This window comes from Streptomyces sp. NPDC059398 (genome assembly GCF_042751845.1).
In the GTDB taxonomy this organism is placed as follows: domain Bacteria; phylum Actinomycetota; class Actinomycetes; order Streptomycetales; family Streptomycetaceae; genus Streptomyces.
Window position 1 is genome coordinate 1 of the sequence record NZ_JBHYWP010000125.1, and the last position, 12497, is coordinate 12497.

Consider the following 12497-nt stretch of genomic DNA (forward strand, 5'->3'; position numbering starts at 1 on the left):
CACCGGCTTTGACTCTGGGTGTCGGGTCCTCCCCCCGGTTCTAGGGGGTCCGGCCCCTCTTTAGCGGGTCACTGTGGGCCCCGTGCCCAACTTGGTCCACGGGCAGCGGAGCACTCTCGGCACTCGGCACATATACGAGCGACATAGCGCCTGGCCACTCCGGCCAACCAGCCCCGGGAGCACAGCGTGCATACTGCCCCCCCCAGAAGCTGACGAACCCGGCTGCCGTGTCAGTGGCCAAAACATGTTCCTCAGGCTCCGTGACGAGACCGAGCGGGTGTCCCTGTGGCCTTCACCGATTATTGCCAGAGGTCATGCCCTGGCCTGGCAGTCAAACGAGCCATCGCCACATCCCGCTCCGTCAGGAGGTGAAGGCGAGGTAGGTACCGGCGGTGAGGCCGGAGAAAGTGACGAGTTGGCGTGGTTTGAGGCAGGTGAAGGCCGCGTGCATGGCGATGCCGACTGCGACGGCGTACGGCATCGTCTGCGGGATGAGGAGCGCGGGTGGCAGTGCGATCTCCGCTGCGATGGCGGTGGCCGCGACCGTACGCCAGAGACAGACGTCCCGATGGGTGAGGTTTCCCATGTGTCGGCGGATCAGGCCGGGGACGGCGTACTGGAACCGGCGGTGGGGCAACTGGTCACGGACCTGGGTGTAGGTGTGGATCCACTGGGCGAGGTAGAGGCCGCTGCGGAACTGGGGAGAGCGGAGTTTCTGCCAGGCGCTGTTCCAGTAGATGTCGGTGGTGATCAGCACGATCAGGCACTGGGCCCAGGTGTTGGCCGTGCTCGGATCGTGCTCGATGGTCAGGCCGTGGCCGAGGTCCCCGGCGAGCAGGAGGCAGGTGCCGGTCAGCAGGGTGTAACGCACCGCGTTGGGACTCCTGAGGTAGAGCAGTTCCATGGCGGCGCCGGTCAGGACGATCAGCAGCGACAGGCGTGGTAATACGAGCCCGGCGGCCAGGGTGAGGGCGGCGATCGTGCGGATGATCAGCGCGGGCCGGTAGACACCGGCAAGGAGGTGGGCCCGGCGGGAGCCGAAGCGCTCTTCGGCGAGGTGGAGGCTGAGCGAGCCGGGAGCAAAGCGGTCCCAGCCGCCCTGCCCGAAGGAGAGGGCGTACCGGGCGGTGAGGACCGTGCCGAAGAGGATGCGGAACCACTGGATGCGTCCGGGATCGGTCGGGTGCTGGAATCCGGAGGCGATGGCCTCAAAGAACCACACGGCTGTCCCTCACCTCCACGCGTTGTTCGCCTCGGCCTGTCAGGACGCGGCCGGTGCCGTCGATCCGTTCGTAGTGGCCACTGCGGGTGAGGTGATCGAGGATCGCCTGGAGCTGGGGTGGTCCGAGGATGAAGGAGCCGGGCGAGAGGTGGTCGTAGACGTTCACCGGCTCGGTGCGGCCGTCCTTGGCGGTGCCGGTGAGCGAGACGATCGTGAAGGTGGCCCGGCAGAACATCTTCCAGCGAAGCCAGCGGCCGGGCAGGGAGGTGAAGCCGGTGATCATCCAGGCCACGAGGGTGCAGGCGATGGCGGTCTGGACAGCGGACAGCACGGATGGGGGCATGGCGAGGACCTCCGTGTCGGGAGGGTGAAGGTGAAGTGCGGTGGGCCCGTGTCCGGGGCGCCCGCGGGGGTCAGCGCTCGGGCTTGGGGGGCCGCTGCATCAGCGCGGCCGCGGCCTGGTCGAGGGTGACCGTCTCGTGCAGCAGGGCGGAGATCACGTCGGTGATCGGCATCTCGACGCCGTGGGCCTGTGCCAGTGCGAGGATCGCCTCCGCGCTCTTGACACCCTCGGTGGTCTGCCGGGTGGCGGCCGTCGTCTGCTCGACGCTCAGGCCCTGGCCGAGGTGGGTGCCGAAGGTGCGGTTCCGGGAGAGGGGGGAGGAGCACGTCGCCACCAGGTCGCCCAGCCCGGCGAGCCCGGCAAGGGTGGCCGGGTGGGCGCCCATGGCGGTCGCGAGGCGAGTGGTCTCCGCGAGTCCCCGGGTGATGAGCATGGCCTGCGCGTTGTGGCCCATGCCCATGCCGGAGGCGATGCCGACTGCGAGGGCGATGACGTTCTTCACCGCGCCACCCAGCTCACAGCCGGTCACGTCGGTGGACGTGTAGGGCCGGAAGTACGGGGTGTGGCAGGCGCGCTGGACGCGGTGGGCTGCGTCCTCGTCGGGGCAGGCGATGGTGGCTGCGGCGGGCTGGCCGTCCATGATCTCGCGGGCCAGGTTCGGCCCGGAGAGCACGGCGACCCGGTAGGCGGGGATGCCGGTCACCTCGGTGATGACCTGGCTCGCCCGGAGGCCGGAGCCGATCTCGATGCCCTTCATCAGCGACACGATGACGGTGTTCGGGCCGATGTGCGGGGCCCAGGCGGCGAGGCTCGCCCGCAGGGACTGCGCGGGGATGGACAGCACCAGGAAGTCCGCGCTGTCCAGCGCGGCGGCGGGGTCTGTGGTGGCCGTCAGGGTGTGGGGCAGCTCGACGTCCGGGAAGTACCCGGGGTTGTGGTGGCTGGAGTTGATCGCGTCGGCGATCTCAGCGCGCCGGGCGTGCATCGTCACGCTGGTGCCGGCGTCTGCCATGATCTTGCCGACGGCGGTGCCCCAGGATCCGGCCGAGAACACGGCCGCACGGACGTGATGCTGGTTCACTGCGGGGTCCTCTCGCCGGGCGCGGGCCTGTCGCCGGTCTGGAGGCCGGGCCGGGTCATCCTATCGACCGCCCCCACTACTGCCGGTGCGTCCGAGGCGGGGAGACGCCGCAGCGTCAGCAGGACGGCTCGGCGGTCGCCCAGGGTGGGGAGCTTGTGCTGTGCTTCACGGAGCATGTTCTCGGCCGGGGCCTCGCCCAGTTCGCGCCGCAGCTGGTCGGCGTGGGCGATCCACAGCCGGTAAAGCCGTTCCCACATCGCGGGTTCGGCGGGCCGCTCGTCCAGGTGCTCCTGCGTCAGCCCGGCGGCCTCCACTTGCTGGTGCCATGCCGGGTCCGCACCGCGCCGCAGCGCGCGGGTCACGACCAGACGGCTGCCGGGGGCCAGGATGCGGCCGAGCTCACGAAGCGCGTGCCCGCGGTCGGCGCGTCCGAGGGCGTCCACGCACACGATGCCGTGGGCACAGCCGTCCGGGAGGCCGGTGTTCTCCAGCTCGGCGACGCGGAAGACGGCGCGGTCGGCGGCCGGGCCGAGGAAGTGGCCGCGGCGGGCGGCTGCCTGGACGGTGGCGACGGGCGAGAGGTCGAAGGCGGTGAGGCGGACGGCGAGGGCGCGGGCCAGCCACAGGCCGATGCCGCCTGCGCCGCATCCGGCGTCCACGAGGACCTGGCCCGGACGCATCCGCAGCCGCCCGGCCAGCAGCCCCAGCAGAGGCCAGTCGCAGGAGCTGGAGGCAGCGACCTCCACCGGGTAGTCCTCGCCCATCGCCTCGGCGTACAGGCGGGCGACCAGATCGGTGCGGGCGCGGGCGGCGTGGAAGGCGTCGTACTGGGCGGAGCGCTGTCCAGCCGTCATCCCGCGCGGCGGCGCCGTGGTGGTGGACTTCATCGGGGCATCGACCTCCTGATGCGTGAGCGGGTGCCGGGGCAGAGGACCTGCACGGCGTGGACAGGGCAGCCTGGGGAGGACAGGTCCAGGGCCACCGGTTCGTGCCCGGTGACGTGCGCGACCTGCCGGGCCACCGCCGTCACCTGATCGGCGAAGCCGCCCCCGGCCAGGGTGAAGTGGGCCGCCGCAGCCGTCCACGGCGCGAGCCCGGCGGACTGCGGCGGATGGAAGGGCGGGGTGTCGAAGCTGCCCGGGTCGGCGGGCAGGTCGTCCCGGGTCCCGGCGATGGCGGTCAGCCGGGACTGGGCGGCCTCACTCACCGCCCGCGTCAGCGCGATCCCAGGGACGCTGTGGCAGCCGCCGCCGGCAAAGACGACGGGACAGTCCTCCGACCACAGGTAGGCCACGCACACCGGCAGCCCGTACGGGCCGTCCACCAGTGCGACCTCCAGCGCCATGCCCGCCGCCGCCAGGCGGGCGATCAGCTCCCCGCCGTGCGGGTCGTCAACCGTCTGGGGGCCAATCAGCGTGCGCCGCGCTCCGCCCGCCTGCCCGTCCCGGTGCAGTACATCGCGCTCCACCACCTCGAACAGGGCATGTAGCAGGGCCTCCTCGCGGGAGTTGCCGCAGGCGAGGCCGGTGCTTGTCGCGCGCAGTACGTCCGGGGTCCACTGCGGGCGATGCCCGCGGCGGCGGACCAGGTCGACCGGCAGCAGCACCTTCGCCCCGCTCACCAGGCCGGTACCGGCCGCCCACTCCCACACCAGCCGGGACAAGACGCGCTCCGGGTACGGGACGGCCATCGGCAGCGCGGTCACGGGACAGGCGGGGGCGACCTCGGCGGCCGGGCCCACCGCGGCGACGGGCAGCGGCTGCTCGACGTGCCACAGTTCGATGGCCTCCATGACCGCCGACAGCTTCGCCAGCAGGGGCGTTGCGCCCTTGCCCTGCGAGGTCGACAAGGTCATGGAGGCGGGCCGGATCGCGGTGAAGACCGGAATCCCGACGCAGTCCAGACCAGTCAGATCGGCGACCCGGGTGATACCGAACTCCGGCAGCCGTCCGGACAACGCGTCCCAGGTTTCCTGCGGTGTGCGGGCGCGCACCGTGCCCGGCAGCGCCACCAGCTCCTCAGTGCCCACCACGGGCCGCCTCCGTCCTCTTCGTCTCTTCCACGTATCCGGGCACGAGCCGCTTGGCCGCCGAGACGGCTCGCGCCCCGCAGACCAGCCCACGCGCGGATGCCTCCGCGTCGAACTCCCGCTCAGGGCATCCCCACACCCCGAGCAGGAGCTCGCGGGTCACCTCCTCACGCACCGCCGCCGAAAATCCGGGCCGGCTGCGGCGAGCCTCGGCATACCGGGCGACCGCCTGCCGGTCCTGCGGACTCTCGCCGGCCAGCAGCAGCTCCACCGTCCGCTCGTCGCGCAGGTCGACCGTGGGGTGGAACACGCGGTCTGCGGACAGCGCCCCGCCTGTCACCTGTGCCAGGCGCTCGGCCAGCACCAGCCCCCGCCCACCGTCAGCCGGGTGCCGGGAGAGATGTTCGAGGTAGGCCGACCACCTCTCGTGGAACGCGGGGTCGAAAACCTGCTGGTAGACGAGGCGGTCCTCGGTGGACAGCACCAGGCCGTCCACACAGCTGCCGGTGAAGGCGTTGGACCAGCGGCGGAAGTACGCCGTATCCCATACCGGCAGCTCGACGACGGCCCGGTCCGGGGCTGCGGCGCCGTCGACGGCGGCGGTGACGGCGGCGAGCGCGTCGACGCGCTTGAGGTCGCCGAAGTGCCGGTCCTGCTCACGCTGCTCGGCCAGCCACCCGGCGAACCCGGTCTCGCTCTGGCTGCGGCACACGGCCCGCACCGCGGCCCAGGTGCGCTGCGGGTAGTAGACCGCGCGCAGCGCCTCCAGCAGCCCGGCGGCCCGTGCACCGTCGAGGACCCCGGCCGAACGGGCGAGCAGAAGGGCGTGCCGGAGGTTGACCAGCGGCCAGGTCAGCGCGCCGAGCTCACCGTCCGGGGCCTGGCCGACCGCCACTTCGTCGTCGCCGTCGATCTCCCCCGAGGCGTAGGCGGCGTAGACGCTACCGATGCCGAGCATCCCGAACGGCGCCAATTCGGCGGCCCTCAACGCGCCGATGCTCGCCGCCCCGATCACCCCGACACCCCGGCCCATGACGGCGAGGATCTCTTTGTGCCGCAGCGCCGGAGCCTGGTGGTACACCCCGTCCACGAGCACCACCGTGTCACCACCACCGATCGCGGTATCGAACAGGTCGCCGTGCCGGGCCGGCGGAAGCACCCGCACGCCGGGCGCGGTGAGTACGGGTTCGGACGCCAGCAGCGTCGGCCCGACGAACACATGAATCACTACGGCCTCCTCCACGATGAAGCGCGAAGGGCGCCCCTCCGCGGGCCCATAAGCACACGAGACAGGAAGGGCGCCCAGGTCAGGACGCGAACGGGAGAGGGGACTACTCCTCGTCCTCGACGTCGACGGCGACCACCACGGGCCCGGTGATCTCCTCGGTCCCCTCCATCGAAGCCGAGGTGCTGGCGGCGGCGATACCGGACTTGGACTGCTCCATGGGATGTCTCCTTCTTGCCGATTTCGGCGGTGCGGACAGGCTGCCCGTACCGGTCGTGCCGCAGGCCCGGGGCTGGTTCGCCCAGCGGGGCCCGCCTGCCCGCCCCTGACCGGGGCGGGAAGTCTTCAGCCGCTGGTGGTGCGGTTAATCAGCGGCGATCCACTCCCTGCCTGCGCCCGCACGCCGCAGGAAGACCGCACATGGGGTGACTTGCCAGATGGCGGGGTCCTCCCACTCGCCGTGTGGCGGCTGCGACCAGTCAACGACCTCTGACGTTCGGTAGTCGGCTGCCAGGCTGTATGCCAGGGTGTATGCCAGTAACGAGGGGGCGCCCGTGACGGAACAGGCATACACACCAGGGCAGTTGATCAGAGAGGCCAGAGAGTTCCTGCGCTGGTCGCAGCAGGATGTGGCGGACGCCCTGAACACCGCGGCGGGGACCGTGAGCCTGGGGCGGCACAGCGTGTACCGGTGGGAAGCCGGACTTCGGCTGCCGCAAGAGTGGTGGCCCCTGCTCTGCCAGGTCCTCGGCGTCCCCGAAGAGGCCATGGAAGCGGCCATGGCCCTCGCCGTAGCAATGCGCGGCGGCAACCAGACCCTCGTTCCCGCGGCCCTGACCAGCGGCCTCTGGGACCGAGCCGACGCCGGTACACTCGCGGCCATGCTCGACGGCGACCAGGCGGTGACGGCGGACAACGCGACCGCCATCGCCCACGCGTGGCTCGTGACACCGCCACCCCAGATCGTGCACCAGCGCGCAGGCCGCCGGATCGGTACAGAACTCCTCGCCGACCTCGACCAACGCACCGTCCGGCTACGGCGCCTCGACGACTTCGCGGGCGTCACCGTGCTGCTTCCGGCGGTGTTACAGGAGTTACGGGAGACGGTGAAGCTCGCCCGGGAAGCCTCCTACACCGAGGAGAGCGGGCGCCGCCTGCTGGCGTTGCTCTCCGAGCAGGCCCAGCTGGCGGGCTGGGTGACCTGCGACGCCGGCCGAGTGGACCAGGGTGTGAGCCTGTATCTCACCGGGGTCAAGGCCGCCCACGCTGCCGGGGACCGCACACTGGCGGCACTGAACCTCGGGTGTGCGGGATACGCCTACGCCAACCACGGCAAGGCGGCCGAAGGACTTCTGATGGCCCGCTCCGCGCTGGCCGGCTGCGAGGGGAGCGCGAGCCCGCTGGAGCGCACCCTCCTGCTGGACAAGGTCGCGTGGACGGCCGCCATGGCGAGCGAGGTCCGGGAAGCGGAGACAGCCGTGAAACGCTCGACCGCATCTCACGACGATGTCGACGACCACGCCGAGCGACCCGACTGGCTGTACTGGTGTTCACGGGACGAGTCGGACGTGATGGCGGGCCGGGTCTTCACCGAGACCCACCGGCCGCTGCGGGCCGTCCCCCTCCTGACGGCCGCACTGGAGCGCTACGACACCACGCACGTCAGGGAAATCGCGCTGTACTCGTCGTGGCTGGCCCAGGCGTACGTCAACGCCAACGAGATCGACGAGGCCGTGGCAGTCGCCTCACGGGTCTACGACCTGGCCGCCGCCTCGGACTCACCGCGCGCCGTACGGCGCCTGGACACCGTCCTGCATGCCCTTGCCCCACACCGGGACACCCCTGCGGTGCGCGACCTCCTGGAGCGCGCCGCGCCGTAGCGGGCAGGCACACGTCTGGAGGTGCTCCGTCGAGCGGATGTCGCAGTTCCCGAACGTCGGCGGAGATAGATGCGCAGTTCCTTCTCGATCGCATCCTTGTCGCAATCCTCCACGCCTGTCCTGTTACGCACGGACTCCAGCGCGTAGGTCTCGAAGCGGTAGCGGGCCTCGTCAGGCTCATCGGCCGCGGGATCGATGTACCCCCTGCCCTTCACCCAGCCCGGCGGCCACTGCTGGCCTTGCTCATCCACGGACTTCTTGAAGACCTTCGCCGAGTCCACGTCGTCGAACCGCTCGGTCCGGAAGGGCCCCGAACGAACGTCCCCCAGACGCCACTTCACCTGACAGCTGGTGATCTCTCCGGCGGCATTCTTTCGCTCTGCGATGTACGCCGTGAACGCACAGCAGGCGCACCGTGCGCCCAAGGGAGCAGAGGGTGAGAGCGGTTCTGAGTGGTTTCCGCTGAGCGGCGCGTGTACCCGGTGTGGTGCCCGGAACCGGACTTGAACCGGTACGCCCCCGAGGGGCAGCGAGGTTTAAGCTCGCCGTGTCTGCATTCCACCATCCGGGCAAGACGCGCGGCACCGCATTCGCGATTCAGAGACTATCCGGACGCGCCGTCCGGTCACCGGAGCCTTAACCCGATGTTGTCTTATTTTATTGATGCCTGAAGGCCCGTCAGCGAGTGGATGCGCCATCGGCACATGCCGCACGCGGTGACCGGCCCGTACCGGGGGGTACGGGATTGACGGAAAGTCGCCGGTACGGTGGCTCCGCCCAGGCGCCGGCGCAGTGCGCCCCGGCATCGCCATCGACCCTTCCGGCCCCGCCCAGGCGCCCCGGTACCCGCGGGGGACGGCCTCAGGGGCGGTGTCATACCGGAGGAGGAGGCGGCGCCCTCGCGGTCACTCTCAAGAGGGCCACAGGAACGGGCATGCGGACGGACGTTCCGGCGGCGGGCGGCAGACAGGATGAAGAGGTCCCCGCATCCCGTTCCGAACAGGAGCTCCCCGTGACCTCGACCACCACCGCCCGCCGCGCCACCGCGGTGGCCGCCCGCGCCACCGAACTCTCCAAGGTGTACGGCCAGGGGGAGACCCAGGTGGTCGCCCTGGACGGGGTCTCCGTGGACTTCCGGCAGGGCGAGTTCACCGCGATCATGGGCCCGTCCGGTTCGGGCAAGTCGACGCTGATGCACTGCGTCGCCGGCCTCGACACCTTCACGTCGGGCTCCGTACGCATCGGTGAGACCGAGCTGAGCACCCTGAAGGACAAGCAGCTCACCCAGTTGCGCCGGGACAAGATCGGCTTCATCTTCCAGGCCTTCAACCTGCTGCCCACGCTGACCGCGGCCGAGAACATCACGCTGCCGATGGACATCGCGGGCCGCAAGCCCGACAAGGCGTGGCTGGCGAGCGTCATCGAGATGGTGGGGCTCAAGGACCGGCTCAGCCACCGGCCCACGCAGCTCTCCGGCGGCCAGCAGCAGCGCGTCGCGGTGGCCCGCGCGCTGGCCTCGCAGCCCGAGATCATCTTCGGCGACGAGCCCACCGGGAACCTGGACTCGCGCTCCGGCGCCGAGGTACTCGGCTTCCTGCGCAACTCCGTACGGGAGCTGGGCCAGACCGTCGTCATGGTGACCCATGACGCGATGGCCGCCGCCTACGCGGACCGGGTCATCTTCCTCGCCGACGGCCGGATCGTCGACGAGATGCTGTCGCCCGGCGCCGATGCCGTACTGGACCGGATGAAGGAGTTCGACGCCCGCGGCCGGACCAGCTGACCCCGCCGCGCCGCCGCTCCCGCCCCGGACCAGCCGACCGCACCATCCCGGCCGCCCCACCCGGGACCGGCCGAGCGCGCCCCGGACCAGCTGCCCCCGCCGCGCTCCCGCCCTCCCCGCCTGCTCCTCACCTCAGGACTGACACCCACCATGTTCCGTACCGCCCTGCGCAATGTGCTCTCGCACAAGGCCAGGCTGCTGATGACCGTCCTCGCCGTGCTGCTCGGCGTGGCCTTCGTCTCCGGCACCCTGGTCTTCACCGACACTCTCAGCCACGCCTTCCGCAACCAGTCGGCCAAGAACTACTCCGACGTGGCCGTCGCGGTCACCTCGTACGCGGACTCGGACAACCCCAAGAAGGCCCCCGGGGTCAGCGCGAAGACCCTGGACCGGATCAAGGGCCTGGACGGCGTCACCTCGGCCACCGGGCGCGTCTCCGGATTCGCCGGCGTCGCCGACCAGAAGGGCAAGCTGATCGGCAACGGCTGGTCCAACGAGGGCGGGAACTTCTCCCCCGGCGCCCACGGCAAGGACAGCCGGTACGCGTTCACCGACGGCTCGGGCCCGGCGCGGAGCGGCCAGATCGCGCTGGACCGGGACACCGCGGACAAGGGCGGCTACCACGTCGGTGACACCGTGCGGGTCGCGACCAACGGGCCGGTGCGTACGTACACCCTCTCCGGGATCTTCACCACCGACGACGGCGCGGTCGGCGCGGGCGGCAGCCTGGTCCTCTTCGACACCGCGGTCTCGCAGAAGCTCTATGTGCAGCCCGGCTGGTACAAGGACGTCGACATCACGGCCTCCCCCGGCGTGTCCCAGGCGAAGCTCCTCTCCGAGGTCAAGCCGCTCCTCCCGGACAACGCCGACGCGCAGACCGGCAAGCAGCTCGCCGACGACCAGGCCAAGCAGATCACGCGGGAGATGTCGGGGCTGAGCCAGATGCTCCTCGGCTTCGCCGCGGTCGCGCTCTTCGTCGGGATCTTCCTGATCTCCAACACCTTCACCATGCTCGTCGCCCAGCGCACCAAGGAGCTGGCCCTGCTGCGCGCCGTCGGCGCCTCCCGCAAGCAGGTCACCCGCTCGGTGCTCGCCGAGGCGCTGGTGGTCGGTGCGGTCGCATCCGTGGTCGGCTTCGTCCTCGGCATCGGGCTGGCCGTGGGGCTGCGTTCCGCGATGGGCTCGTTCGGGGCGAAGGTGCCGGGCGGCCCGCTGATCGTGGCGCCGAGCACCGCGCTGGCTGCGCTGCTCGTCGGTGTGCTGATCACCATGCTCGCCGCCTGGCTGCCCGCCCGCAGGGCGGCGAAGATCCCGCCGGTCGCCGCGATGGGCAGCGCCCATCTGCCCGCCACGACGAAGTCCCTGGTGGTACGGAACTCGATCGGCGCCGTCATCACGCTGATCGGCGCCGCGGTGGTCCTCGCGGGTGCTTCGGCCGGCTCCGGTGGCCGGACGATGATCGGCGTCGGTGCCTTCCTGGCCCTGATCGGCGTGATCGTGCTGATCCCGCTGCTCTCCCGTCCGGTCATCGCGCTCGTACGGCCGCTGCTGACCCGGGTGTTCGGGGTGTCCGGCAAGCTGGCGGGGCAGAACGCGGTCCGTAACCCGCGCCGCACCGGGGCCACCGCCTCCGCGCTGGCGATCGGTCTGACCCTGGTCACCGGACTCACGGTGATCGGTGTCACGGTGGGCCAGTCCGTGGACCGGATGACCACGGACAACTTCAAGGGCGACTACATGGTCGAGATGGCCAACGGCATGTCGCTGACGCCCTCCACCGTCACCGCGCTGGAGAAGGCGAAGGGCGTCGCCGCGGTCTCCCCGCAGACCGGCAGCCAGATCATCATCGACGGCAGCGACGAGGCGGTCTCCGGGGTGAAGCCCGGTGACATCCAGCAGGTGCTCGACCTCCCCGTGGTCTCGGGCTCGCTGGACTCACTCGCCCAGGGCCGGATCGCCGTCGAGCAGAAGACGGCGGAGAAGAAGGGCTGGAAGCCCGGCAGCAAGGTGTCCGCGAAGTACCTCGACAACAAGAAGGGCTCGCTGACGGTCGGCGCGGTCTTCAAGGAGAACCAGTTCGTCTCCCCCGTCCTGGCCTCCACGTCGGTGCTCGCCCCGCACGAGGAGAAGCCGGAGATCCAGCAGATCCTCGTCAAGACGGACGGCGGCGCCGGTGAACAAAGCCTGGTGGACGCGATGGGCGGCAACCCGGCCATCTCCGTCCTGGGCAAGCAGGAGATCCGCAACGCCATGGGCGGCATGATCAACACCACCCTGAACGTCATGTACGGGCTGCTGGCGATGGCCCTGATCATCGCGGTACTCGGTGTCATCAACACCCTGGCGATGTCGGTCTTCGAGCGTCAGCAGGAGATCGGGATGCTGCGGGCGATCGGCCTCGACCGGGTCAAGGTGAAGCGGATGATCCGGCTGGAGGCCGTGGTGATCTCGCTCTTCGGCGCGGTGGTCGGGATCGCGCTGGGGACCTTCCTGGCCTGGGCGGTCGGCCAGACCATCAAGGGGTCCATCCCGCACTACGTCCTGGTCATGCCGTGGGGCCGGATCGGAGTCTTCCTGCTGCTCGCGGCGTTCGTCGGGGTGCTGGCCGCCCTCTGGCCCGCCCGCAGCGCGGCCCGGCTGAACATGCTGACCGCGATCAAGACGGAGTAGGAAGCAGGAGCAGGGAGTAGGCGGGCCGCCACAGGTCATACGCAGCAGCACGGAGGGGCCGGGCCGGCCCAAGATAGCCGCGGGCCCGCCGGGGGGGGGCGGGGGGGGTTAAACCCGGGGGGGGCGGGGGGGCGGGCCCGGCGGCGTGGAGAGCACGAGCGTTTTTCCCGCGCGGGTGATCCCATTTTCCCCGCCCCGCGGGAAACCCCGCCGGGCGCGGACCCCGGGTTCGGCCTCGACGCGCAGTGGAACGACGACTTCCAT

General features: G+C 70.8%; 9 protein-coding genes and 1 tRNA gene. 3 read left to right on the plus strand and 7 right to left on the minus strand.

The genetic code is table 11. The annotated features are described in order from the left end of the window. Positions 1–361: 361 nt before the first annotated feature. From ACFXBC_RS31405 to ACFXBC_RS31430, 6 genes are all read right to left on the minus strand, one after another. A complete protein-coding gene (locus ACFXBC_RS31405) occupies positions 362–1222 on the minus strand; it encodes a hypothetical protein (RefSeq protein ID WP_385032164.1) in 861 nt (286 codons plus the stop codon). Continuing rightward, positions 1209–1565 carry a hypothetical protein gene (locus ACFXBC_RS31410; RefSeq protein ID WP_385032167.1) on the minus strand — a complete coding sequence of 119 codons (357 nt, stop codon included), beginning with the start codon at positions 1563–1565 and terminating at the stop codon, positions 1209–1211. Before ACFXBC_RS31410 ends, ACFXBC_RS31405 begins: the two co-directional genes overlap by 14 nt. A gap of 70 nt (positions 1566–1635) precedes the next feature. Next, positions 1636–2646 carry an NAD(P)H-dependent glycerol-3-phosphate dehydrogenase gene (locus ACFXBC_RS31415; RefSeq protein ID WP_385032170.1) on the minus strand — a complete coding sequence of 337 codons (1011 nt, stop codon included), beginning with the start codon at positions 2644–2646 and terminating at the stop codon, positions 1636–1638. After that, positions 2643–3533 (minus strand): class I SAM-dependent methyltransferase, encoded by an 891-nt coding sequence (locus ACFXBC_RS31420; protein WP_385032173.1) that lies wholly within the window; start codon positions 3531–3533, stop codon positions 2643–2645. The genes ACFXBC_RS31415 and ACFXBC_RS31420 overlap by 4 nt, the downstream gene beginning before the upstream one ends. Next, positions 3530–4678: a YcaO-like family protein gene (locus tag ACFXBC_RS31425; protein WP_385032176.1), complete on the minus strand. Its 1149-nt coding sequence runs from the start codon at positions 4676–4678 to the stop codon at positions 3530–3532. Before ACFXBC_RS31425 ends, ACFXBC_RS31420 begins: the two co-directional genes overlap by 4 nt. Beyond that, entirely contained in the window at positions 4665–5903 is a 1239-nt protein-coding gene (locus tag ACFXBC_RS31430) for a TfuA-like protein (RefSeq protein ID WP_385032179.1), read from the minus strand. The genes ACFXBC_RS31425 and ACFXBC_RS31430 overlap by 14 nt, the downstream gene beginning before the upstream one ends. A 551-nt stretch (positions 5904–6454) precedes the next feature. Between ACFXBC_RS31430 and ACFXBC_RS31435 the strand changes: the two genes are divergently transcribed. Continuing rightward, positions 6455–7780 carry a helix-turn-helix transcriptional regulator gene (locus ACFXBC_RS31435; RefSeq protein ID WP_385032182.1) on the plus strand — a complete coding sequence of 442 codons (1326 nt, stop codon included), beginning with the start codon at positions 6455–6457 and terminating at the stop codon, positions 7778–7780. A 485-nt stretch (positions 7781–8265) separates the two neighbouring features. Here ACFXBC_RS31435 and ACFXBC_RS31440 read toward each other — a convergent pair. Further along, positions 8266–8351: transfer RNA gene (locus tag ACFXBC_RS31440), tRNA-Leu, on the minus strand. 441 nt (positions 8352–8792) lie between these two features. On the opposite strand from ACFXBC_RS31440, the gene ACFXBC_RS31445 reads away from it, so the two are divergent. Together ACFXBC_RS31445 and ACFXBC_RS31450 are read left to right on the plus strand one after the other, a co-directional pair. Then, on the plus strand, positions 8793–9563 hold the full coding sequence (locus tag ACFXBC_RS31445; protein ID WP_385032185.1) for an ABC transporter ATP-binding protein: 771 nt from the start codon (positions 8793–8795) through the stop codon (positions 9561–9563). A 150-nt stretch (positions 9564–9713) separates the two neighbouring features. Next, a complete protein-coding gene (locus ACFXBC_RS31450) occupies positions 9714–12233 on the plus strand; it encodes an ABC transporter permease (RefSeq protein WP_385032188.1) in 2520 nt (839 codons plus the stop codon). Positions 12234–12497: the final 264 nt, after the last annotated feature.